A 24,499-nucleotide genomic window follows, 5' to 3' on the forward strand; every position below is an offset into this window, starting at 1 on the left:
TGGTCAAGGCGGATTTTGACTGTTGTATTATTATTAATATGAACGTATAATGATACGGAAATCGAATCGGGCGGAAGCGATGGATACCGCAGCGGGATGGGAGAGGTCAGCGATGGAGAACAAGACAAGAGCAGCGATCGTAGGATCGACGGGCTACGGCGGGGTCGAGCTGATTCGCCTGCTGCACGGTCATCCGCACGCGGAGGTGACGAGCGTCATCTCCTCGTCCAGCGCGGGCGAGCCGATCGCCGCGGGATACCCGCATCTGAGCGGGATCCGCACGGAGCTGCTGGACGATGTCGATCCGGCGGCGATCCGGGCCAAGGCGGACGTCGTCTTCCTGGCGACGCCGGCCGGCGTCGCCTCGAAGCTCGTGCCGCAGCTGCTGGAGCAGGGGCTCAAGGTCATCGACCTGTCGGGCGACTTCCGGCTGCCGCAGCCGGATGTGTACGAGCAGTGGTACGGCAAGCCCGCCGCCGATCCGGCCTATCTGGAGCAAGCGGCGTTCGGCTTGTGCGAGATTTACGGCGACCGCGTCAAAGGAGCGCCGTTCATCTCCAATCCGGGCTGCTATCCGACGGCGACGCTGCTCGGCCTCGTGCCGGCGATCAAGGCCGGATGGATCGATCCGGACTCGATCATCGTCGACGCCAAGAGCGGCGTCTCCGGAGCCGGCCGCGGCGCGAGCCTCGGCACGCATTATTCGGAGCTGAACGAGAACCTCAAGGCGTACAAGATCAACAAGCATCAGCATGTCCCGGAAATCGAGATGGTGCTGTCCGACGCGGCCGGCCGCGACGTCGTGACGACGTTCACGACGCATCTCGTGCCGATGACGCGCGGCATCATGGCGACGATGTACGCCAAGCTGACCGAGGAGCGCTCGGAGGCCGACTTCATCCAGCTGTACGAGGAGTTCTACGCGGGCCGTCCGTTCGTGCGCATCCGCCCGGCGGGCCAGTGGCCGGCGACCAAGGAGGTCAGCGGCTCCAACTATTGCGATATCGGCTTCGCCGTCGACCGCCGCACCGGACGGAGTACGTTCGTGTCCGTCATCGACAATCTCGTCAAGGGCGCGGCCGGACAGGCGATCCAGAACTTGAACCTGATGATGGGCTGGGACGAGGACGCGGGCCTGCGGCTCGTGCCCATGTACCCTTAATAGACGACGCGTCAGCGCCAGAAGGAGACAAGCGCAGCGATGGCACACGAACATGCAGCAGCTCAAGCAACAGCGGCAACGGCCGCATTCACGGTCGTGGAGGACGGCTCCGTGACGACGCCGGCGGGTTTCCGCGCGGGAGGCCTGCATTGCGGGCTCAAAAAGACCGACCGCCACGATCTGGGCGCGATCCTCTGCGAGGTGCCCGCGGCGGCGGCGGCCGTCTATACGACGAATAAGGTGCAGGCCGCGCCGCTCAAGGCGACGCGCGAGAGCCTGGCGGCCGGCGGCCGCCTGCGGGCGATGCTCGTCAACAGCGGCAATGCCAACGCCTGCACCGGCAAGCAGGGCGAGGCCGATGCGTACGAGATGCGCGCCGCCTTCGCGGAAGCGGCGGGGGTGCCGCAGGAGCAGGTGGCCGTCGCCTCGACCGGCGTCATCGGCGAGCTGCTCAAGATGGACCGCGTCCGCTCCGGCATCGCGCAGCTGCCCGCCCGGCTGAAGGCCGGCGCGGAGGGCGCGGACGACTTTTGCCAAGCGATCTTGACGACCGATCTCGTGAAGAAGTCGGTCTGCGTCTCGCTGCAGGCCGGCGGACGGACCGTGCATGTGGCGGGAGCGGCCAAAGGCTCCGGCATGATCCACCCGAACATGGCGACGATGCTCGGCTTCGTCACGACCGACGCGCCCGTAGGCAGCGAGGCGCTGCAGGCGCTGCTGCGGCAGGCGACGGACCGCACGTTCAACATGATCACCGTCGACGGCGACACGAGCACGAACGACATGCTCGTCGCGATGGCGAGCGGCCTGGCGGGCGGCGACGAGCTGACGCCGGCGCATCCCGACTGGGAGGCGTTCGCCTCGGCGCTGACCCACGTCTGCGAGATTCTCGCCAAGGCGATCGCCCGCGACGGCGAAGGCGCGACGAAGCTGATCGAGGTGCGCGTCAGCGGCGCTGAGAGCGACGCTTCGGCGGCCGCGATCGCCAAGACGATCGTCGGCTCCTCGCTCGTCAAATCCGCCGTCTTCGGCACCGACGCCAACTGGGGCCGCATCATCGCGGCGGCCGGGCGCGCGGGCGAGCCGCTCGATCCGGATACGGTCGACATCGCGCTCGGCCCGATCCTGACGCTGCGGGACTCGCAGCCGGTCGCGTTCGACGAGGACGCGGCGCTGGCCTATCTCAAGGGCGACACGGTCGAGATCATCGTCGACCTCAAGCTCGGCGGCGGCCAGGCGACCGCCTGGGGCTGCGACCTGACGTACGACTACGTGCGCATCAACGCGGCGTACCGGACGTGACCCGGACCTACGGAAGGAGCGACAGCGGAGGCATGGAACAGCGGTTTGTGATGAAATGCGGAGGCAGCACGCTCGCGGCGCTGCCTGCCGCCTTTTTCGAGGACCTGCGGCGGCTGCAGGAGAGCGGCGTGAAGCCGGTCATCGTGCACGGCGGCGGGCCGGCCATCTCCGGCACGCTGGAGAAGCTCGGCATCGAGACGGAATTCGTCGGCGGCCTGCGCCGCACGACGGAGGAGGTGCTCGACGTCGTCGAGATGGTGCTGTCGGGCACGATCAACAAGGAGATCGTGCGGCGCATCCAGGGAGCCGGAGCGCGGGCGCTCGGCCTCTCGGGCGTGGACGGCAAGCTCATCCAGGCGCGGCCGGTGGCGAACGCGGACGAGATCGGACATGTCGGCGAGGTGACGGAGGTGAACGTCTCCGTCATCGAGGGCGTCATGGCGATGGGCTACATTCCCGTCCTCGCCCCGGTCGGCATCGACGACGCCGGCCAGCGCTACAACATCAACGCCGATACGGCGGCGGGAGCGGTCGCCTCGCAGCTTGGCGTCCTTCGCATGATCGTTGTCACCGATGTGCCGGGCATCCTGCGCGCGGTGGACGGCGAGAAGCGCGTGCTGCCGCGCGTGACGGCGGCCGAGATCGAGGAGATGATCGCGAGCGGCGAGATCTACGGCGGCATGATTCCCAAGGTCAAGGCGGCGCTCGCCTGCCTGCACGGCAACGTGCGCGAGGTGGCGATCGTCAGCGGCACGGAGCCGGATGTGCTGAGCCGCGCCGTGCTTGAAGGCGGCGTCGGCACGGTCATCGAGGCTTGACGCGGCCCGCGCGCGGCGCGGCGCTGCCTATGGCCTGCTCACGCAGGCCGATCATTTTCAATCGGAGAGGCAGGAGAAGGACATGAGCGGAGAAGCGTTATTCCCCACCTATGCGAGATACCCGCTGGCGCTCGTCAAGGGCGAGGGCAGCTGGCTGTGGGACGATCAGGGCAACAAGTACCTCGACTTCATGAGCGGACTGGCGGTCACGAACCTCGGCCACGCGCCGCAGGCGATCAAGGAAGCGCTGATCCGGCAGCTGGACGAGGTGTGGCATGTGTCCAACCTGTTCCGCATCCCGGTCCAGGAGGAAGCGGCCGAGCTGCTCGTGCAGCATACTTGCGCGGACGCCGTCTTCTTCTGCAACTCCGGCGCGGAAGCCAACGAGGGCGCGATCAAGCTCGCCCGCCGCTACTTCCAGAAGGTCAAGGGCGAGCATCGCTACGAGGTCATCACGTTCACGCAGTCGTTCCACGGACGCACGCTGGCGACGCTGACGGCGACCGGACAGGACAAGGTCAAGGAAGGCTTCCTGCCGCTGCCGGAAGGCTTCGTCACCGTGCCGATGCACGATCTGGACGCGGTCCAGGCGGCGATCACGGACCGCACCGCGGCGGTCATGCTGGAGCTCGTGCAGGCCGAGGGCGGCGTGCTGCCGGTCAAGCCGGAGTTCGTGCACGATCTCGCCAAGCTGTGCCGCGACGCCGGCATCCTGCTCATCCTCGACGAGGTGCAGACCGGCATGGGACGCACGGGCAAGCTGTTCGCGCATGAGCACTACGGTGTCCAGCCGGACATCTTCACAGCGGCCAAAGGACTCGGCAGCGGCTTCCCGGTCGGCGCCGTGCTCGCCAAGGAGTTCCTGCGCGAGGCGTTCTCGCCGGGCTCGCATGCGACGACGTTCGGCGGCACGCCGATCGCCTCGGCGGTCGTCAAGGCGACCGTGCAGGAGATCGCCGGCAACCGCGCGTTCGACCGCGCCGCCGGCGCGGCCAGCTACCTGACGGGCCAGCTGCGCGAGAAGCTCGCCGGCAACCCGTGGGTCAAGCAGATCCGCGGCCTCGGCCTGCTGATCGGCATCGAATGCGGCGGACCGGTGGCGGACGTCATCGCCACGATGCGCGAGCGCGGCCTGCTCGTCGTGCCGGCGGGGCCGAATGTCGTGCGCCTGCTGCCGAATCTGCTCGTCAGCCATGCCGAGATCGACCAGGCGGTCGGCATCATCGCCGCCGTCCTCAAGGAAAAGACCGTAACGGCCCCGCAGTAGGGCCTGATATTCTCATAGAAAAGCAGGTGTGAACCCACGATGAGCGTACCGCAATCCTCCCTCCTGACGGGAACGGCCGCCGAGGAGCTGGCCGCCAGCCTCAAAGGGCGCGACTTCCTCGCGCTCGCCGACTACACGCCGCAGGAGCTCCGCTACCTGATCGACCTGGCGATCGAGCTCAAGCGCCGCCAGAAGAGCGGCGAGACGTTCCATCCGCTGAAGGGCAAGACGCTCGGCATGATTTTCGAGAAGGCGTCCACCCGCACGCGCGTCAGCTTCGAGGTCGGCATGTACCAGCTCGGCGGCCATGCGCTGTTCCTGAGCGGCAACGACCTGCAGATCGGGCGCGGCGAGCCGGTGTCCGATACGGCGCAGGTGCTGTCCCGCTACCTCGACGGCATCATGATCCGCACGTTCGCCCACCGCACCGTCATCGAGCTGGCGCGCAACTCCACGATCCCGGTCATCAACGGCCTGACCGACTCCGAGCATCCGTGCCAGGTGATGGCCGACTACCAGACGGCGCTGGAGCACAAGGGCCGGCTCGAGGGGCTCAAGGTCGCCTACATCGGCGACGGCAACAACATGGCGCACTCGCTGCTCATGGGCGCGGCCAAGCTGGGCCTGCACATGAGCGTGGCGACGCCGGAGGGCTACGAGCCGGATGCGGACATCGTGGCGCAGACGCGCAAGGTCGCTGCCGGCACAGGCTCGCTCATCCATGTCTGCCGCGATCCGCGCGAGGCGATCGAGCAGGCGGACATCGTCTATACCGACGTGTGGGCGAGCATGGGCTTCGAGGCCGAGCAGGCGGAGCGCGAAAAGGCGTTCGCGGCCTATCAGGTCAACGAGGAGCTGACGAAGTTCGCGAAGCCGGACTACCTGTTCATGCACTGCCTGCCGGCGCATCGCGGCGAGGAAGTGAGCGAGGGCGTCATCGACGGCAAGCACTCGATCGTGTTCGACGAGGCGGAGAACCGTCTGCACGCGCAGAAAGCGATTCTGGCCGCGCTAATGTAGTCCCATTTTTCAGATGAGGAAGGAAGAGAGCAGCGCTCATGTCCAAGCAAAAAATCGTGCTCGCCTACTCGGGCGGCCTGGATACATCCGTCATTCTCAAGTGGCTCAAGGAAACGTATGACGCCGAGATCATCGCCTTCACCGCCGACATCGGCCAGAAGGAGGAGCTCGACGGCCTCGAGGAGAAAGCGCTGGCGACCGGCGCCTCCAAGGTGTACATCGACGACCTCCGCGACGAGTTCGCCAAGGACTTCATCTACCCGATGTTCCAGTCGGGCGCCCTCTACGAGGGCCAGTACCTGCTCGGCACGTCGATCGCGCGTCCGCTCATCGCCAAGCGCATGGTCGACATCGCCCGCGCCGAGGGCGCGACCGCGATCGCGCACGGCGCGACCGGCAAAGGCAACGACCAGGTCCGCTTCGAGCTGACGGCCGCCGCGCTGGCGCCGGACATCCAGGTCATCGCGCCATGGCGCAGCGAGGAGTTCCGCGCCGAGTTCCCCGGCCGCGCCGAGATGATCGCCTACGCCGAGAAGCACGGCATCCCGGTGCAGGCGTCCGCGTCCAAGCCGTACTCGATGGACCGCAACCTGCTGCATATCAGCTTTGAGAGCGGCATGCTCGAGGATCCGTGGTTCGACCCGAGCTCCGAGGAGAACGAGGGCATGTACGTGCTCAGCGTCTCGCCGGAGCGCGCGCCGGATCAGGCCGAGTACGTCGAGCTGACGTTCGAGCAGGGCGACTGCGTCGCCGTCAACGGCGAGACGCTGAGCCCGCTTGCGGTGATGGAGAAGCTCAACGAGCTCGGCGGCAAGCACGGCATCGGCCGCGTCGACATGGTCGAGAACCGCTTCGTCGGCATGAAGAGCCGCGGCGTGTACGAGACGCCGGGCGGCACGATCCTGTTCGCGGCGCATCGCAAGATGGAGTCGCTGACGATGGACCGCGACGTCATGCATCTGCGCGACTCGCTCATCGCCAAGTACGCGACGCTCGTGTACAACGGCTTCTGGTTCGCGCCGGAGCGGCTCGCGCTGCAGGCGCTCGTGGCCGAGAGCCAGAAAAACGTCAGCGGCGTCGTGCGGCTCAAGCTGTACAAGGGCAACGTCATCGGCGCCGGCGTGAAAAGTCCGGTCAGCCTGTACAATCCCGACATCGCGACGATGGAGGCCGATCCTTCGCAGGCGTACGACCAGGGCGACGCGACAGGCTTCATCCGCCTGAACGCGCTGCGCCTGAAGGTATCCTCCGGCGTCGAGCAGAGCCGCAAAGGATAGGACGGCAGCCAAGGAAAACGAAGGCAGGTCAAACAAGATGGGCTTGCGGGACGCTGCGGCGTCCGCAGGCCCGTTGCCATGCAGAAGGGGAGGCGGGGAACGACCATGAGCAAGCTGTGGGGCGGAAGATTCACCAAGCAGACGGACAAGTTGGTCGAGGAATACACGGCGTCGATTACGTTCGACAAGGAGCTGGCGGAGGAGGACGTGCGCGGCAGCCTGGCGCATGTGGCGATGCTCGGCAAGCAGGGCATCCTGCCGGCGGAGGATGTCCAGACGATCGAGGGCGGGCTGAAGCGCGTGCTCGAGCGCATCCGCGCGGGCGAGCTGGACTACAGCGTGTCCGACGAGGACATCCACATGAACATCGAAAAGGCGCTGATCGAGGACATCGGCCCGGTCGGCGGCAAGCTCCATACGGGACGCAGCCGCAACGACCAGGTCGCGACCGACATGCATCTATACCTGCGCACGCGCGTCGTCGAGTTCGTCGGCCTGCTGCGCGGCCTGCAGGAGGCGCTCGTCGGCCAGGCGCGGGAGAACCTCGACACGATCGTGCCGGGCTACACCCATCTGCAGCGCGCGCAGCCGATCCTGTTCGCCCATCATCTGATGGCGTACGTCAGCATGTTCGGCCGCGACATCGAGCGGCTGCAGGACAGCTACAAGCGCATCGACACGCTGCCGCTCGGGGCGGGCGCGCTCGCCGGCACGACGTTCCCGATCGACCGCCATTTCGTGGCGGAGCAGCTCGGCTTCGGCCGCGTGTACGAGAACAGCCTCGACGCGGTAAGCGACCGCGACTTCATCCTGGAGTTCCTGTCGCATGCCTCGATCATCATGATGCATCTGTCGCGCCTGTCCGAGGAGCTGATCCTCTGGTCGAGCACGGAGTTCCGCTTCGTGGAGCTGGACGACGCGTTCTGCACCGGCAGCAGCATCATGCCGCAGAAAAAGAATCCGGACGTGCCGGAGCTCGTGCGCGGCAAGACCGGCCGCGTCTACGGCAATCTGGTCGGCCTGCTGACTGTGCTCAAGTCGCTGCCGCTGGCGTACAACAAGGACATGCAGGAGGACAAGGAGGGCATGTTCGACACCGTGAAGACGCTGTCGGGCGCGCTGCGCCTGTTCGCGCCGATGATCGCCACGATGAAGGTGAACAAGGGCCAGATGCGCGAGGCGGTCAACAAGGACTTCTCGAATGCGACCGACATCGCCGACTTCCTCGTCGGCAAGGGCCTGCCGTTCCGCCAGGCGCATGAGGTGATCGGCAAGACGGTGCTGTACTGCATCGAGAACGGCAAGTTCCTGCTGGACCTGTCGATCGAGGAGTTCCGGCAGTTCTCGGAGCTGTTCGACGAGTCCATCTACGACGTGCTGCAGCCGGAGACGGTCGTCAACGCGCGGAACGTGTACGGCGGCACCGCCCGTCCGCAGGTGGAGGCCGCCATCGGCCGCGCCGAGGCGGCGCTGGCGGAGACGGCCGGCTGGGTGGAGCGCTTCGAGGCGCGGCAGGGGTAAGCCGGGAGCATCCCGGCACCGGATCGCCGGAGGTCAAGAGCGAGCGGATGCGGAGAGCGGCCGTTGCCTTGCAGTAGAATTCAAAAAGAGCAGACAAGACGAGGCCGACCCTGATTCGGCTTCGTCTTGTTTGCTTTTGAACGGGTGGGCGCAATCGCTCCTTCGAGCTAACGACGACTGAAACGCTTAGGCGACGTTTTTGGACATGGCTAAAAATCTAACGACGGGTCAGATTCTTACAGCAGCAGAATGGCCTCTTTCCCGCCGCTTGCCCTCCTTTTCGCAGCCGTAAGCGTACCACGCATCGTTAGATTTTCTTGCCCCCCGTTTTCGGCCTTCTAACGCGCTGATCCGTCGATAGCTCCGGGCGGGGCGGTTGGAGCCAAGTTGAGGCGAGACGACTTGGAGCGAAACTGCGGGAGTGGATGGCCTCTCTCGTGGTCAAGCCTGCAGCTTGGTCGCACAGCACGATCAAAGGCAGGCGTGGACTCGCTTTCCTATTTTGTCGTAGACTAAGCGAAAAAGGAGGTGACGCCCATGCAGCTGCTGGCCATCGTGACGATGCTGATCGACCATGTCGGGCTGATCTTCTTCCCGGACTCGCCGGGTTGGCGGATCGTCGGGCGGATCGCCTTCCCGATCTACGCCTATTTCATTACGGTCGGATACCGGATGACGTCGTCGCGGCCGAAGTACCTGCTGCGCCTGGCGATGCTTGCGGTGATCGCCCAGGTGCCGTACATGCTCGCGTTCGATACGACGCATTACAACGTCATCTTCACGCTGCTCGCCTCGGCGCTCGTGCTGCTGGCGATCGACGGGCTGCTCGCCTCCGGCCTGCCGCGGGCCGTCCGCTGGCTGGCCATCGTGCCGCTGACGCTCGCCGCCGCGCTGTTCATGACGGAGCTGCCGTTCGACTACAACGCCTACGGCCTGCTGCTCATCCTGATCTACCGCTACTCGGACAAAGGGCGCACGGTGCTGCTGCATCTGCTGCTCAACGCCCTCTACTATGTGCTGAGCGGCCCGGATTGGGGCATCCAGATGTTCAGCCTCGTGCCGACGCTGCTGCTCGTCTACGGCGCGGAGCTGCGCGCCGAGCTGAACCGGGTCCGCGTCCCGCGCTGGCTGTGGCGGGCGTTCTACCCGGCCCATCTGGCCGCGCTCGCGGCGGCGGAGTTTTTCCTGCGCTCGCGCTGAGCGGAGGCCGCGGCCAGCGCGGCTCGACGAGACGCAAAAAAGAAGCTTCCCAAAGCCGATGGCGACCGGGAAGCTTCTTTATGTGCAAGGAAATGCTGCGGCAATGCTTGTCCCTGTCCTTCAGGCGATCTGCTCGCCGAGCAGCTCCGAGATGCGGGCGGGAGGGACGGGCTTGCTGAAGTAGTAGCCTTGGGCCTCGTGGCAATGGCGCAGCAGCAGGTATTGCAGCTGCTCGCCGGTCTCGACGCCCTCGGCGATGACCTTGAGCCCGAGGTTGTGCGCCATGTTGATGATCGTATGCACGAGCGCCTCGTCCTTGCTGTCCTGCATCAGGTTGCGCGTGAAGCTCTGGTCGATCTTGAGGCTGTCGATCGGGAACAGCTTCAGGTAGCTGAGCGAGGAGTAGCCGGTGCCGAAATCGTCGATCGACAGGAAGATGCCCATCTCCTTGAGCTTGTGCATGATGGAGATGGCATGCGCGGAGTTCTGCACGATGCTCTCGGTCAGCTCCAGCTCCAGGTACTTCGGCTCAAGCCCGGTTTCCTTGAGCGCGCGGCTGACGACCTCGGCGAAGCCGCTCTGCTGGAACTGGCGCGAGGAGATGTTGACCGCGATGCGCAGCGGCGGCAGTCCGTCGTCCTGCCACTCCTTGTTCTGGCGGCATGCCTCGCGCAGCACCCATTCGCCGATCGGGATGATGAGGCCGGTCTCCTCCGCCAGCGGAATGAACTCCGCGGGGGAGATGAGGCCAAGCTTCGGATGCTGCCAGCGGATGAGCGCCTCGACGCCGACGACGGCGCCGGCCTTGATGTCCACCTGCGGCTGGTAGTGCACGGTGAACTCGTTTTTCTGGATCCCTTTGCGCAGGCCGATCTCCAGGTTCATGCGGCGGCTGACGACCTCGTTCATCTCCGGCGTGTAGAACTGGAAGTTGTTCTTGCCCTGCTCCTTGACGCGGTACATGGCGGTATCGGCGTTCTTGATGAGCGTGTCGCGGTTGTTGCCGTCCGCCGGGTAGAGGCTGAGGCCGATCGACGGCGTCACGTACATCTCCTGGTTGCCGACGAGGATCGCCTGGCTGAACGTCATCAGAATCCGCTGCGCCTTGCGCGTCATGTCCTCGTACGAGGTGCCCGGCAGCAGGACGATGAACTCGTCGCCGCCTTGGCGGGAGACGGTATCCTGCCGATCCACGCATTCGCGCAGCCGGATCGACACCTCCACGAGCAGCAGGTCGCCCATCGTGTGGCCGAGCGTATCGTTGATGTACTTGAAGCGGTCGAGATCGAGGAACATGATGCCGATCATCAGGCCGGACTCGTCCGCCTGATCGAGCGCCTCCTTGAGGCGGTCGTTAAGCAGATGGCGGTTGGGCAGCCCGGTCAGCGGATCGAGGTAGACCATCTGGTTGATCTTGTGCTCGGCTTTTTTGCGCTCGGTGATGTCGCGGATGATGCTGCTGAGAAAAGGCTGCCCTTCCTCCTCCCAGACGGCGAGCGACAGCTCGATCGGGAACTCGGTGCCGTCCTTGCGCAGCCCGTACAGCTCCAGCGTGCGTCCCGCGCCGGGGACATCGTCCGGCTGCAGCGCCAGATAAGGGCGCAGCCCGTCGGCATGAGCCTGCTTGAAGCGGTCCGGGATCGTCATTTCGAGCGGGCGCCCGATCGCTTCCTTCTCGGTGTAGCCGAACATGAGCTGCGCGCCGCGGTTCCAGGACTGGATGATTGTGCGGCTATCGGCCAGGATGATGGCGTCGCTCGCCGATTCGATGACGGAACGGAACTTGCGCTCGGACTCCAGCGACTGCGACTCGAAGCGGCGGTTCACGTACGTGCTCGTGAACACCATGGCGAGAATGATGAGCATGCCGATGCCGATCGCGTAGGCCAGCAGGCTGTTGTTCAGCGAGGACATGTCCGAGGAGACCGGGTTGCCGCCGTGGTCGTGGAACGACGCGGCCGCCATCCCGGTGTAGTGCATCGACGCGACGGCGACCCCCATGACGACCGCGGCGAGCGTCTTGCGGCGCCAGAGGTTTGGCTGATCGGCCTGCTTTTTGACGGAGTACATCAGATAGAGGGCCGTCAGCGAGGCGATGAAGGCGATCGCGGCCGACAAGCCCCACAGCAGCGGATCGTAGCGGACGGTGGCGCTCATCTGCATCGCCTCCATGCCGACGTAGTGCATCGAGACGATGCCGGCCGCCATGAACAGCGCGCTCAGCAGCGCGCGGGACAGGCGCATCGTGGGCTGGCTGATCAGGCGCAGCGCGAGGAAGCTGGCCAGCAGCGCCGGGACGATGGAGACGAGCACGATCATCGGATTGTACGTGACCGGAGTGGACAGATGCAGCGCGAGCATGGCGATGAAATGCATCGACCAGATGCCCATGCCCATCGAGATCGCGCCGCAAGCGGTCCAGACGTTGCGGGCTCTGCCTCTCGACTTGTTGATATGGATGCCGAGATCGAGCGTCGCGTACGACGCCAGTATCGGGATCGCGACGGAAAGGATGACTAGAATGATATTGTAAGAGCTGTCGAGCGAATGATGATGATTCATGGGATTATTCTCCTTCAGTTGCTTCTCTTTATCTATAACGGCAAAAGAACTAGGTCTTTTTACCTTAAAGAGACTCTTTCCATGTTTCGGCGGGCATGGACGGGCCGCTCCCCTTGGAATCCGGCATGGGACCAAGACGCGGGCTTGAAGCGGCGAGGGCAGGCGGGGGGCTGCTCGACGGACGGGCGGAGGGCAGCGGCGCATGGCCGGCGAGCCGGACGGGGGAGGGAGAGGCGAGGCCAAGAGCGATGCTGGAGGATGGGGTGGACCGCAGGGGACGGCGGGGGGAACCGGGAGCGGATGCAGGGCATGACCGGCTACATGGGGGAAAACGGGCTCCGTTCAGCAGGAACATGTTTATCGTCATGCAATCCAGGCGATGGCTGAGGTTTGGTCATGGCGGTCCTCAAGCAGCGGGCTTCGCTCCCGAACGGGGCTCGAACGCGAGTCGTTCGGGAGGCCGCTAGCCGACGAGCTTCACCGTCAGCCCGGGCAAAAGGGCCTCGGGCTGCAGCACGCGCAGGCCATCCTCGAGCAAATCGCCCGGGCTGCCCTCCATGCCGCCCTCCGGCGCGGCCAGCGCGCCGCGGTCTCCCGCCGGAGCCGGCGCCGGAGTCGGCGCCGCGCTTCCGCCGGGCGTCGGCGCGCCGCCGGCCGGACCGGCTTCGCGGGCGCCTTCCGGTCCGGCCTCGGGGCCGGGCGCAGGGGCCGGGGCCGCGGCAGGTCCTTCGAGGATGACGGACGGCTGCGGCTTGTACGTGTCGCGGGACAGGCGGACGCGCGACACTTCCTTGCCGTCTACATATTTGATCCGGTACGTCTCGACGATGTAGCCGGTCCGGCCTTTTTTCTGCACGATCTGCTGTCCCGGCGCCAGCCCTCCGCTGCGGCGCAGCTGCACGGGGGCGGGCAGCGTGCGCACCGTCTTGGACGCGACGGAGTAGCGCACCTCGCGCGGCATCGTGCCGAACAGCTTGATCGTCAGCTGCCCGCCGCCGGAGGTGGCGCGGATGACGAGATGCTTGCCGGTCGTATTGCGGAAGCGGAAGTTGATGACGCCTTCGGCGAACGTCGCGTCCTGGCCCTTGGGCAGGTAGGAGACGGGCACGGAGTGGTTGCGCCGCTCGACGATCTCCAGGCCGGCGCGCAGCGCGGCGTTGTACAGCGTGCTCGACACCTGGCAGATGCCGCCGCCGATGCCGCGCGTGAACTGTCCGTTGAGGATGACGGGAGCCTCGCGGTAGCCGGTCTCGCGCTCCGTGATGCGGATGATCTCGCCGTAGTCGAACACCTCGCCCGGCTTCATCTCCCAGCCGTCGAGCGTGCGCGCCGTCTCCGAGACGTTGAACGCCCGCCCCTGCGAGCTGGTCCGATAATCGGTCGAAAACGAAGCGATCCGCCGCTCGACGCCCTCCGCCTTCAGCGACTCGACCGTCTTGGCCGGCGCGACCGAGCGGAGCAGCAGCGGCGTCTCGCGGGAGGCTTCGCGGCCGAGCTCCCGCAGCAGCGCCGGCCCGTCCAGGCCGCGCAGCCGCGCGCCGGAGCGGGCCGGGGCGGGCTCGGCGGGGCCGAGCCCGGCGGAGGCCCAGCGCAGCAGCTCCGCATGCTGGCGGTCCAGATCGAGATGCATGACGCTGCGCCCGGGCGTATAGACGACCTGGTCGTAGGAGGTGATCGTCCGCACGGCGTCCACCGGCTTGCGCTCGTCATAAAAGCCCCATTCCGAGCGGATCGCCGCGTCGAACGCCTGCCGATCGTCCAGCAGCCGCACGGGCAGCTGCCGCTCCCAGCGCCAGCGGTACTTGGCCCGCTCCCAGGCCGAGCCGGTGCCGAGCCGTTTCAGCGCGGCCTCCGCGCCGCTCGCATCGAGCCGCAAGCCGAGCTCGGCGAGCGTCCAGCCGCGGCTGCGCTCGGCGCCGCTCTCGCCCGGCGGAGCGCCGTCTGCGGCCTGCGCCGGAGCGCCCCCGTCGCCGGAGCTTGCCGTCCCTGGCGACGGTGCTCGGCTGCTCGCTCCGTTCGCTGCGCCGCCGCTGCCGGCCGCGTCCGCGGCGGCAGGCTTGTCCGCGCCGAAAGAGGCGGACGGGGTTCCGTCCGCCAGCGTCACGACGCGGCTGTCGAGCGCCTGCCGGTACGTCTGCAGCAGCTGCAGCGCTTCGGCGCGGTGCAAGCCTCCAAGCGGCAGGCCGGCGGCTTCCGTGCCGGCGGGCACCTTGTCCTTGGAGCCGTAGATCCAGAGCATCCCCCAGATGGCGGTGGCTGCCAGCGTCAAGGCGAGCACGACGATGAGCAGCAAATGAAGCCTTTTCACAGGACCATCCTCCCTCCGACAAGCTGTCTCCTAGATCTATGCCGGGAGGCGGACGATTATATCCGGCAGATGGGCATTCATGGTAAACTATCCGCTGAAAGGGGCGGAACGAACGTGACCATCAAGGTGCTCATCGCCGACGACAATTCATTCATCCGGGAAGGCATGCGGATCATCCTCTCCTCGTTCGGAGACTTCGAGGTCGTGGCCGCCGTCGAGGACGGCCTGCAGGCGGTCGATTATTGCAAGGAGCATCCGGTGGACGTGGCGCTGCTCGACATCCGCATGCCCGGCATGAGCGGCACCGAGGCGGCCCGGCTGCTCACGGAGGGCACCTCCGTCAAGCCGCTCATGCTCACGACGTTCGACGACGACGCGTCGGTCGTGGAGGCGGTGCGCTGCGGGGCCAAGGGCTATCTGCTCAAAAACAACGATCCCGAGCAGATCGCCGCCGCGATCCGCAGCGTGCACGGCGGCCATAGCGTGCTGCAGGAAGCGGTGCTCGACAAGCTGCGCTCCTTCGCTGCCGGCCTCGGAGCGCCGGCTGACGGCCGATCCGCGCTGCCTGCAGAGGGGGAAAAGCCCGCCCCTGGCGGGCGAAGCAAGAGCGCGGAAGGGGCCGGCCCCGCGGCCGCGCCGTCCGCTTCGCCGCCGGCGCGCGCTCGGGGCGTGGCGCCGTCCGATGCGGCCCCGCCCGGTGCATCGCCCGCTGCGGAGGCGGCTCCGCCGATCGACCGCAGCCGCTTCACCGAGCGCGAGCTCGAGGTGATGGCGGGCATTGCCCGCGGCCTTTCCAACAAGGAGATCTCGCGCGAGCTGTTCCTGTCCGAGGGGACGACCGCGAACTACATCACCTCCATCCTGAACAAGACCGCTCTGGAGCATCGCACGCAGATCGCGATCTATTATCTGACCGGGAAGCTGCGCTGACATGAGCCGCCTCTGGACGATCGGCAACAAGCTGCTGCTGCTGCTCTACCTGGTCTACACGCTGTACTTCGGGCAGCAGGAGGAGCCGTCGGGCTTGCTGCTGCTGTCCTTCCTGCTGTACGCGGCGCTGAACCTATGCGTGCATCTGCTGCGGCAGCCGCGCCTGCAGCAGGCCGCCATCGCGACGGTCATCCTCTTCCTGCTGGCCGTCTCCTGGCTGGAGGCGCCGCCGTTTCTGCTGCTGCTGCCGCTGAGCGCGTACGAGCTCGCCTCGTTCCGCGCCAGGCGGGCGGCGCCGCTGCTGGCCGCCTCGCTGCTGCCGCTGGCGGCGCTCGGCGGCGGACTGGGCGCCGCCTATGCGCTCGTCTGGAGCCTGTCCTGGTTCAACTATGCGACGCTCAGCCGGCTCCATCGACGGTCGCTCCGTCAGGAGGACGAGCTCGATCGGCTGCGCGGCGAGCTGCGCCGCTTGTCCGCCCGCATCGGCGAAGGGCAGGAGCTGCAGCGGATCGCGGAATACGCGGGCCAGCTTGAGGAGCGGAGCCGGATCGCCCAGGAGATCCACGACGGCGTCGGCCACGCGATGACCGGGGCGCTCATCCAGATGGAGGCGGCGAAGCGGCTGCTGGGGGAAGACCCGCAGCGGGCGGGCGGCCTGCTGCAGAACGCGATCGGCATCTCCAAGGGAGCGATCGAGGACATCCGGCGGACGCTCCACCGGATGAAGCCGCCGCCCGAGCAGCTCGGCATGAGCCGGCTGCGCGAAGCGGTCGATGCGTTCCGCGCCTCGAGCGGCATGCAGGCGAGCGTGACGCATGCGGGCGATCTGGAGCGGATCGGGGCGCTGCACTGGCGGATCATCCAGGGCAACGTGACCGAGGCGCTCACCAATGCCGCCCGCTACAGCGGCGCGTCGGCCGTCCATGTCGAGGTGCGCGTGCTCGGGCGCTACGTCCAGGCGGTCGTGTCCGACAACGGCCGCGGCCAGGCGCGCATCGTCAAGGGGCTCGGCATCGCCGGCATGGAGGAGCGCGCCGCGAGCGCCGGCGGCACCGTTGTCGCCGACGGCAGCGACGGCTTCCGCGTGACGACGCTGCTGCCTTGCCCGGAAGCGCAGCGCTGAGCAGGGGTGCCCGCGCGGAGCCGCCGCATGGAGCGGCAAGCGGCGCTTGCGCCGTCTGCGAAGGTCCCGCGCACGCCGGCCGGCCGGGCTTTCCGCGCAACTCCGCCGCTAGAGCGCCTATTCTCGAGCCGAGTTGCTCGGTTTTTCCGCGCAACTCCGCCGCTAGAGCGCCTATTCGAGCCGAGTTGCTCGGTTTTTCCGCGCAACTCCGCCGCCAGAGCGCCTGTTCGAGCCGAGTTGCTCGGTTTTTCCGCGCAACTCCGCCGCCAGAGCGCCTATTCGAGCCGAATTGCTCGGTTTTTCCGCGCAACTCCGCCGCGCGGGGCGGCGGAGTTGCGCCTCTTCTATGTCTGACCTTCAAACGCTCTAGAAGGGTTAGAAGTCGCACAATGCCGACGCCCTGCGCCAGCTTCCTCCGCTCATGAACTTTCTCATACGCAAAGGGTGAACTTATGCACTGACATGAGGTCGCCCTTTTTCGTTAGGATGGGATCAACAAGAACGCGCACGACGAAAGGAATGGGGAGCATGAACGTACTGGAGCTGCGCCAGCTGACCAAAAAATTCGGAGACTTCATCGCCGTCGACGGCATGACGCTGGACGTGAAGGAGGGCGAGATCTTCGGCTTCCTCGGCTCGAACGGTGCGGGCAAGAGCACGACGATCAACATGGTCGCCTCGCTGCTCGTGCCGACGAGCGGCGAGATCCGCATCCTCGGACAGAATGTCCGCAAGCAGACCCGCCAGGCGAAGCTGAACCTCGGCATCGTGCCGCAGGACCTCGCCATCTACGGCGAGCTGAGCGCCTTCGAGAACGTCGCCTTTTTCGCCGGCCTGTACGGCCTGCGGGGCGCCGAGCTGAAGGCCCGAGCCGAGGAGGCGCTCGAATTCGTCGGGCTCTCGGACCGTGCCGGAGCCAAGCCGGACGGCTTCTCCGGGGGCATGAAGCGCCGCCTCAACATCGCCTGCGCGATCGCGCACAAGCCGCGCCTCATCATCATGGATGAGCCGACCGTCGGCATCGATCCGCAGTCGCGCAACTACATCCTCGGATCGGTGCGGCAGCTCAACGAGTCCGGCTGCACCGTCATCTACACGAGCCACTACATGGAGGAGGTCGAGGAGATCTGCAGCCGCGTGGCGATCGTCGACCACGGCAAGATCATCGCCGACGGTACGAAGGAGCAGCTCAAGGCGATCATCACCGACATCAAGGAGCTGTCGATCGAGCTGAAGCCCGGCTCGCCGTACCGGCTGCAGGAGCTGCAGCAGGTGCCGGGCGTGCGCGCGGTGACGGAGAAGGAAGGCGCGCTGCGCGTGCAGAGCGATGCCTCGGTCGACAATTTGAACCGCATCCTCAAGGCGCTGATGGAAGGCGGAGCGGAAATCCGCTCGCTGCAGGAGCTCGAGCCGAATCTCGAGACGGTATTCCTGACGCTGACCGGCCGCAGCCTGCGGGATCGCTGAGGAGGATGGACCGATGACCCCTATGCTGCGCATCGCGCTCAAAGAAATCCGGACCGATTTCCGCGACCGGAAGACCTTTTTCCTGCTGCTCGGCTTCCCGCTGCTGCTCATCCTCATTCTCGGCACGGCGCTGTCCGGCTCCTTCGACTCGGAAAGCGGCGCCGTCCTCAAGCCGCAGGTGCTCGTCCAGGACGCCAGCGGCGGCGACAAGCCGCTTGCCGAGGCGTTCGCCGCGTTCCGCCGCCAGGCCGAGACGAATGGCGTCGTCTTCACCGACGCCTCGGGCACAGCCGACGGCACCGCCGAAGTCGAAGCGGGCCGCTACGACAGCTTCGTGCGGCTGACTCCGTCCGGCATGGAGGTGCACGGCAGCACCCGCCATCCGATCGAGAGCAACATCGCGCAAGGCATGCTGCAGGCGTTCGCCGACCGCTACAACGCGGCGGCGGCGATCGGCGCGCAGCGGCCCCAGGCGCTGCAGACCGCGTTCTCCGCCTCCGAATCGGCCGGCGGTTATGTGCAGGAGCGCTCAATCGACGAGAACCGCAAGCCCGGCTCGATGGACTACTACGCGCTGGCCATGACCGTGGCGGTCGCGCTGTGGGGAGCCCTGTCCTCCGTGCGCCTCGTCGCCGGCGAGAGAGCGCAGGGCACCGCGGCCAGGCTGATGGCGGCTCCGGTGCGCAAGAGCGACATCTTCGCCGGCAAGGTGCTCGGCAACGTCGTCGTGAACAGCGTCTGCATCCTGGCGGTCGTGCTCCTCAGCAAGTGGGCGTTCGGCGCCTACTGGGGCGACAACCTGCCGCTGGCGCTGGCGCTGCTGCTGACCGTCGTGCTGCTGGCGACGAGCCTCGGGCTGTTCTTCAGCTATTTGCTGCAAGGCAAATCGGCAGGCGGAGTCGTCATGCTGTTCGTGCAGCTGGCCGCCTTTTTCGGAGGCGCGTACTTCCCGGTCTCGACGAAGGCCGCGGACGCCAGCCTTCTCAACCTATGGTCGCCGGTCTACTGGGCCAACTCCTCGCTGTCGCGGCTCGTCTATGAGGGTCAGATCGCGCCCGCTCTGCAGACGATGGCGCTCAACCTGGGGCTGGCGCTGCTGCTGCTCGCCGCATCGGCCTGGCATATGAACAAAAAGGAGGAATTGTAGCATGATCAAGGACTTGGCTTGGCTGTTCGGCTTCATGCTGCGCGGCACGTTCCGCAAGCGGAGCAGCTGGATGCTCTATCTGGGCCTCCCGGTCGTCGGCGTGCTGACCTCCGTGCTGCTCTACTCCGGCACGCAGTCGCCGCCGCTGCGGGTCGCGATCGTGAACGAGGACGGAGCGGCGCGCATCGCCGCCGATACGGCCGCCTATGTCGGCGGCCTGCGCGAGGTGCAGGTCCAGGAGCTCGGCCGCGAGGAAGCGAAAAAAGAAATCGCCTCCGGCAGCCTGGACGTGGCGCTCCTGCTGGAGCCTGGCTTTTCGGCCGCCGCCGCCGCGGGCCATCCGCAGGGAATCGCCCTGGAATCGGTCAAGGGAGCGTCGGTGACGGCTTACGTCAAAAGCATGCTGGACGCCTACCTGTCGAATGTCGCGGCGATCAGCCGGGCGGCCGACGGAGACGGCGCGGCGTTCGAGGCGATGTACGCCGCTTATCGCGACGGCGCGTTCAAGCTGACGGCGGAGTCCGCCCGCGATACGTCGGTCGCCCGGTCGATGAGCGCGCAGGCGATCGGCTTCCTCATCCTGTTCATGCTCATGTCGGCCGTGAATCTGTCCGAGATGCTGCTCAAGAGCCGCGAAAACCGCACCTACCTGCGCATCCTGTCCTCGCCGGTGCCGGCCGGCACGTACGTGCTCGCCAATACGCTCGTCAATCTGTCGGTCATGGCCGTGCAGATCGCGCTGGCGCTCGGCGTGATGCGCTTCGGCTTCGGCATCGACGCCGGCATGCCGCTCGCCGAGCTCGGAGCCCTGCTGCTGCTGTTCGGCCTCGTCTCGGTCAGCCTGTCGCTCGCGATCGTCGCCTTCTCCCGCAGCTCGGCGATGGCGAGCGCGCTCTCGAACTTCATCATCACCCCGAGCTGCCTGCTGGCGGGCTGCTTCTTCCCGGCGAGCATCATGCCGGAGACGATCCGCCGCATCGGCGACTTCATGCCGCAGCGCTGGGTGCTGACGTCGATCGACGCCCTGCAGAGCGGCCAATACGCCGACATTCCGCTCCACATCGCGGTGCTGCTCGCCTTCGCGCTGGTGTTTTTCCTGGCGGCGGCGTTCAAGCTCGGGAGGAGCGACGATACGCGCAGCTTCGTGTAACGGACCCGCATCGAACCCATGCCCTCTTTCCGAGGCGCTTGGGTTTTGTTCTTTTCAGCGAAAAAAAGAGCTCCTGGCATTGACGCGACACCATAAGGTGTCGTATTCTAAATGGGCCACCAAATGGTGTCGTATCGACCGGCATGGCGGACGGGGCAGGAAACCGAACCGATGAGGAGGAAATAAAGATGAGCATGCAGACCGGCACAGCAGCGAGCTTGAACGCAAGTCCGCGATCCCGAGGGAAAGCGGCCGCATATTGGACCGTCACGCTGTTTTTCGCGGCGGCGATGCTGCTGAGCGGACTTGGACAGCTGATGCGGCTGGAAGGGAATATCGAGCTGGTGCGGAATCTGGGATACCCGCTTTACCTCATGACCATCCTAGGAATCTGGAAGGCGCTAGGGGTCGTCGCGATCGTCGTTCCCGGCTTTCCCCGGGTGAAGGAATGGGCTTACGCCGGCTTCTTCTTCCTCATGACGGGAGCGGCATGGTCCCATGCGCTCGACCATGAGTACGGTTTTCCGGTTTTCCTCCCGCTGGCGTACGCCGCTCTCGCCGCCGCTTCCTGGGCGCTGCGTCCGCGCAGCCGCAAGCTTTGAGCTTCAGGAGCGCCGCGGGCGCTCGCCCGCCGGGCTCTGAGCAGGTCTGAGCCGGTCCATGCACAACAGGTAAGGGAGAGGACGTCATGAGCGAGAACGGCCCGCAGCGGGATGTGTTCGAAGCCATTGCAGATCCGACCCGGCGCCGGCTGATCCAGATGCTGGCCGCAAAAGAGGAGATTCCGCTTCATGAACTGACGGCGCCGTTCGCCATGGGGCGGACGGCCGTATCCAAGCATCTGGCCATCCTCAAGGAGGCCGGGCTGGTGGCGGACCGCAAGGTCGGCCGGGAGACGCGATTCAGGCTGAACGCCGCTCCGCTCCGGGAGATTCAAGACTGGGTGGCTTTCTATAGCAAGTTTTGGAGCGCCAATATGGCGCGTTTGAATCAGCTTTTACTCGAGGAGGAAGAACAACGATGAGCCAGACGTTAACGATGGATTTTCCGTTTTCGACGACGGTCGAGCAGCTGTGGTCCGCTTTGACCGACTCCAAGAAGCTCGCCAAGTGGGTCGCCAACATCCATACCGGGGAGCCGATGGACAATGATTTCGAGCCGGTCGTCGGCCGCCGCTTCCAGTTCCGCACGACGCCGAACCAGTGGTGGGACGGAGTCATCTCCGGCGAAGTGCTGGTCGTGGAGGAGCCGACGAAGCTGTCCTATACCTGGACCAGCGCCATGGAGGAGCATACGATCGTATGGACGCTGCAGGAGCTCGGTGGCGGCAAGGTCAACCTCCATCTGGAGCAGACCGGCATCTCGACGTCCCAAGCCGTCGAAGGCGCCCGCTTCGGCTGGGGCAAATGGCTGGCCGAGCTGGAGAAGCTTGTCGCCTAGCTGCGGAAAGGCCGGCTCGCGGGGCCGGCCGACAACGGAATCGAAGAGAGGGGGTTCGGCATGACAGCGAATGCGACGAACGCGCGAGTCGATGTCTTTATCAAAAAGGCGCAGAAGTGGAAGGAGGAGTACGAGCTGCTGAGGCAGATCGTGCTCGACTGCGGGCTGTCCGAGGACTATAAGTGGATGCATCCCTGCTACACGCTGGGAGAGGCGAATATCGCGCTCATTCACGGCTTCAAGGACTACTGCGCGCTGCTTTTCCCTCAAGGGGCGCTGCTGAAGGACCCGCAAGGCATCCTCGTCCAGCAGACCGAGAACGTGCAGGCGGCTCGCCAGCTCCGCTTCACGAGCGCGCAGCAGATCGAGGAGATGAAAGAGATCGTGACGGCGTATGTGCTCGAAGCCGTCCAAAACGAGAAGGCCGGGCTGAAGGTGAAGCTGAAGGAGACGGAGGCGTTCCCCATGCCGGAGGAGCTGGAAGCGCGGTTCGCCGAGATGCCGGAGCTCAAGACGGCCTTCGACGCGCTGACGCCGGGCCGGAGGAGAGCTTATCTGCTTCATTTCTCGCAGCCCAAGCAAGCGAAGACCCGCGTGTCCCGGATCGAGAAGTGGACGCAGCCGATCCTGGAGGGAAAGGGCTTGAACGACTAGCCGGTTTCGGCTTGGATGGAGATGGGCATACAGAGGAGAGGAAATCCAATTCAGGAGGCATCGCATGGACACCTCATCCTCGCCATCCGGCAAGCCTTCCCGCTTGCCTCAGCTCCCGGAGTCGCTCTGGCGGGCGACGACGGAGCTGCCCTCATTCCCGTCGCTCCGGGGCACCGTCCGGGCGGACGTCGCCATCGTCGGCGGCGGCATCGCCGGCATTACAAGCGCCTACCTGCTGACCAAGCAAGGCTTCAAGGTCGTCCTGCTGGAAGCCGGACTGCTGCTCGACGGCACGACGGGCCATACGACGGCCAAGATCACCGCCCAGCACGGGGCGATCTACGGCAAGCTGCTCAAGCATCTGGACCGGGAGCAGGCCAAGCAGTATTTCGACGCCAACGACGAAGCGCTCAAGTGGATCGTCCGGACCGTCGCCGAGCTCGGCATCGAGTGCGGGCTGAAGACCGAGGACGCCTACCTGTACGCGGACAACGAGGCAGATCTCGAGACGCTGCGCCAGGAGTGGAAGGCATACGGGCAGATCGGCCTGCCCGGCGAGTGGGTCGACAAGCTGCCGCTCGAAGGGCTTGCGGAGCTCGGCGCGATCAAGCTGCCGGGCCAGGCCCGCTTCCATCCGCTGCAGTATTTGCAGGCGCTGCTGCAGGAGGCGCTGAAGCAGGGCCTCGTCGTCCATGAATACACGACCGTGACGGACAAGGTCGAGGAGGGCAAGCAGGACGGCCGGCTCAAGCTGCGCACGGCCGCCGGCGGCACCGTCGACTGCAGCTGGGCGCTGTCCGCCTCGCATTTCCCGTTCACGGACGGCGGCGGACTGTACTTCTCGCGGCTGCATGCGCAGCGTTCGTACGTGCTGGCGGTCGAGGCGGAAAAGCCTTTTCCCGGCGGCATGTACTTGTCCGTCGGTCAGACGGTGCGCTCGCTGCGCGCGGCCGAGCTGGACGGCCGTCCGGTCGTGCTCGTCGGCGGCGAGAACCACAAGACCGGCCAGGGGCCGCCGATGATCGAGCACTACGAGGCGCTGGAGCGATACGCCGACTCCCTGCTCGGCGTCCGCAGCATTGCGTACCGCTGGTCGGCGCAGGATCTGACGACGCTCGACGAGATGCCTTACATCGGCCCGATCCGGGACAAGCATCCGAACCTGCTGATCGCCACCGGCTTCAACAAATGGGGCATGACGACCGGCACGCTGGCGGCGCTCACGTTCGAGGAGATGGTCCGCACCGGGCAGAGCCTGCATCTGGAGCTGTTCAAGCCGTCGCGCTTCCATGCCGACCCGTCGATCAAGACGTTCGTCCGCGAGAACCTGAACGTCGCCGGACAGCTGCTCGCCGGCAAGCTGGACTCGCCGATGGAATCGCCGGACGCGCTCGCGGCCGGCCAGGGCGGCGTCGTCAAGGTCGCCGGCAAGCGCGCCGGCGGCTATCGCGAGCCGGGCGGCGCGCTGCATCTGGTCGACACGACCTGCACGCATATGGGCTGCGAGTGCAAGTGGAACGCGGGCGACCTCAGCTGGGACTGCCCTTGCCACGGCTCGCGGTTCGGCTATGACGGCACGGTGCTGGAAGGCCCGGCCATCGAGCCGCTCAAGCGGCTGGAGCTTCCGCGGGCGGAGGGCTGACGCTTCGTCGCGGACCGGGAGGTGGGGGAATTCCCGGCAAGGAGAGGATAGGCCGCTGCTAGAGAGAACTCCGTAGCCGCGAGCTATAGTGAATAACGTCGAATCCTGGTATAATCAGGAAGCAGAAAGGGAACGGGCTTTATGGGCGGTCTAGGTTGAGCCTCTCGGAAGGGAGGTCATGCCATGACGGTTAAGGATGCGTTGGATCTTATGATCGGCTTCGGCGGGCTGCTGCTCGCCTTGTTATCGCTGGTCGTTTCGATCGTCGCCCTTAACAAAAAGAAATAGGCCGCCCGCCCTGGAAGGTAGCGACCTATTCCTATGAGTTGATATCCTGCCAGCCTAACCGCTCTTAAAGCGGCCGATCTGCCAAGCCGTGGACGTTACAGCGTCTGCGGCTTGTTTATGTTATGCATTCTACTCCCATATTATCACAAGTCCGCCGTAATTGAAACCGCCAGCAGCCTTGGACGGCCCGTGCCGATCAAGGTTTTTCAACGTTTTCAAGA

The 24,499-nt window shown here is 65.9% G+C and carries 21 protein-coding genes; 19 read left to right on the forward strand and 2 right to left on the reverse strand.

Annotated features, from left to right (window positions below; translation table 11 throughout):
• Positions 1 to 112 precede the first annotated feature (112 nt).
• The 8 genes from argC (at position 113) to B8V81_RS02980 (ending at position 9,567) form a co-directional block, all read left to right on the forward strand.
• On the forward strand, positions 113 to 1,162 hold the full coding sequence (argC, locus tag B8V81_RS02945; RefSeq protein ID WP_101807649.1) for an N-acetyl-gamma-glutamyl-phosphate reductase: 1,050 nt from the start codon (positions 113 to 115) through the stop codon (positions 1,160 to 1,162).
• Positions 1,163 to 1,201: 39 nt separating this feature from the next.
• Entirely contained in the window at positions 1,202 to 2,464 is a 1,263-nt protein-coding gene (argJ, locus tag B8V81_RS02950) for a bifunctional ornithine acetyltransferase/N-acetylglutamate synthase (protein ID WP_101807650.1), read from the forward strand.
• Between the two features lie 32 nt (positions 2,465 to 2,496).
• Positions 2,497 to 3,282: an acetylglutamate kinase gene (gene argB / locus B8V81_RS02955; protein WP_101807651.1), complete on the forward strand. Its 786-nt coding sequence runs from the start codon at positions 2,497 to 2,499 to the stop codon at positions 3,280 to 3,282.
• Positions 3,283 to 3,364: 82 nt separating this feature from the next.
• The gene (locus B8V81_RS02960; RefSeq protein WP_101807704.1) at positions 3,365 to 4,549 is read left to right on the forward strand and encodes an acetylornithine transaminase; all 1,185 of its coding nucleotides are present in this window, start codon (positions 3,365 to 3,367) and stop codon (positions 4,547 to 4,549) included.
• A gap of 39 nt (positions 4,550 to 4,588) precedes the next feature.
• Entirely contained in the window at positions 4,589 to 5,569 is a 981-nt protein-coding gene (gene argF, locus B8V81_RS02965) for an ornithine carbamoyltransferase (RefSeq protein WP_101807652.1), read from the forward strand.
• Between the two features lie 38 nt (positions 5,570 to 5,607).
• Complete coding sequence (locus B8V81_RS02970; RefSeq protein WP_101807653.1) at positions 5,608 to 6,846, forward strand: argininosuccinate synthase; 1,239 nt, start codon at positions 5,608 to 5,610, stop codon at positions 6,844 to 6,846.
• 105 nt (positions 6,847 to 6,951) lie between these two features.
• Entirely contained in the window at positions 6,952 to 8,367 is a 1,416-nt protein-coding gene (gene argH, locus B8V81_RS02975) for an argininosuccinate lyase (RefSeq protein WP_101807654.1), read from the forward strand.
• A gap of 537 nt (positions 8,368 to 8,904) precedes the next feature.
• On the forward strand, positions 8,905 to 9,567 hold the full coding sequence (locus tag B8V81_RS02980) for a TraX family protein (protein WP_028599028.1): 663 nt from the start codon (positions 8,905 to 8,907) through the stop codon (positions 9,565 to 9,567).
• Positions 9,568 to 9,687: 120 nt separating this feature from the next.
• Here B8V81_RS02980 and B8V81_RS02985 read toward each other — a convergent pair whose 3' ends face one another.
• A complete protein-coding gene (locus B8V81_RS02985) occupies positions 9,688 to 12,129 on the reverse strand; it encodes an EAL domain-containing protein (protein WP_101807655.1) in 2,442 nt (813 codons plus the stop codon).
• A gap of 463 nt (positions 12,130 to 12,592) precedes the next feature.
• Positions 12,593 to 14,437, reverse strand: a complete 1,845-nt coding sequence (locus B8V81_RS02990; protein ID WP_101807656.1) for a VanW family protein — start codon at positions 14,435 to 14,437, stop codon at positions 12,593 to 12,595.
• A 114-nt stretch (positions 14,438 to 14,551) separates the two neighbouring features.
• Between B8V81_RS02990 and B8V81_RS02995 the strand changes: the two genes are divergently transcribed.
• The 11 genes from B8V81_RS02995 to B8V81_RS03045 all read left to right on the forward strand — a co-directional run bounded on the left by B8V81_RS02995 (position 14,552) and on the right by B8V81_RS03045 (position 24,278).
• On the forward strand, positions 14,552 to 15,367 hold the full coding sequence (locus B8V81_RS02995; RefSeq protein WP_028599030.1) for a response regulator transcription factor: 816 nt from the start codon (positions 14,552 to 14,554) through the stop codon (positions 15,365 to 15,367).
• Between the two features lies 1 nt (position 15,368).
• Entirely contained in the window at positions 15,369 to 16,490 is a 1,122-nt protein-coding gene (locus B8V81_RS03000) for a sensor histidine kinase (RefSeq protein WP_101807657.1), read from the forward strand.
• Positions 16,491 to 17,018: 528 nt separating this feature from the next.
• Entirely contained in the window at positions 17,019 to 17,957 is a 939-nt protein-coding gene (locus B8V81_RS03005) for an ABC transporter ATP-binding protein (protein ID WP_028599032.1), read from the forward strand.
• A gap of 13 nt (positions 17,958 to 17,970) precedes the next feature.
• Complete coding sequence (locus B8V81_RS03010) at positions 17,971 to 19,104, forward strand: ABC transporter permease (protein WP_101807658.1); 1,134 nt, start codon at positions 17,971 to 17,973, stop codon at positions 19,102 to 19,104.
• Between the two features lies 1 nt (position 19,105).
• A complete protein-coding gene (locus B8V81_RS03015) occupies positions 19,106 to 20,254 on the forward strand; it encodes an ABC transporter permease (protein WP_052333256.1) in 1,149 nt (382 codons plus the stop codon).
• A gap of 188 nt (positions 20,255 to 20,442) precedes the next feature.
• On the forward strand, positions 20,443 to 20,856 hold the full coding sequence (locus B8V81_RS03020) for a DoxX family protein (RefSeq protein WP_101807659.1): 414 nt from the start codon (positions 20,443 to 20,445) through the stop codon (positions 20,854 to 20,856).
• Positions 20,857 to 20,942: 86 nt separating this feature from the next.
• Positions 20,943 to 21,278, forward strand: coding sequence for an ArsR/SmtB family transcription factor (locus tag B8V81_RS03025; RefSeq protein WP_028599036.1), 336 nt, complete (start codon positions 20,943 to 20,945; stop codon positions 21,276 to 21,278).
• Positions 21,275 to 21,694, forward strand: a complete 420-nt coding sequence (locus tag B8V81_RS03030) for an SRPBCC family protein (RefSeq protein ID WP_028599037.1) — start codon at positions 21,275 to 21,277, stop codon at positions 21,692 to 21,694. Before B8V81_RS03025 ends, B8V81_RS03030 begins: the two co-directional genes overlap by 4 nt.
• Before the next feature lie 60 nt (positions 21,695 to 21,754).
• Positions 21,755 to 22,348 (forward strand): YdeI/OmpD-associated family protein, encoded by a 594-nt coding sequence (locus B8V81_RS03035; protein ID WP_101807660.1) that lies wholly within the window; start codon positions 21,755 to 21,757, stop codon positions 22,346 to 22,348.
• Positions 22,349 to 22,412: 64 nt separating this feature from the next.
• Positions 22,413 to 23,990, forward strand: a complete 1,578-nt coding sequence (locus B8V81_RS03040) for an FAD-dependent oxidoreductase (protein ID WP_101807661.1) — start codon at positions 22,413 to 22,415, stop codon at positions 23,988 to 23,990.
• Between the two features lie 183 nt (positions 23,991 to 24,173).
• Positions 24,174 to 24,278, forward strand: a complete 105-nt coding sequence (locus B8V81_RS03045) for a putative holin-like toxin (RefSeq protein ID WP_028599040.1) — start codon at positions 24,174 to 24,176, stop codon at positions 24,276 to 24,278.
• Positions 24,279 to 24,499 lie beyond the last annotated feature (221 nt).

The sequence above is a fragment of the Paenibacillus pasadenensis genome (assembly GCF_002864175.1).
Lineage (GTDB): Bacteria > Bacillota > Bacilli > Paenibacillales > Paenibacillaceae > Paenibacillus_O > Paenibacillus_O pasadenensis.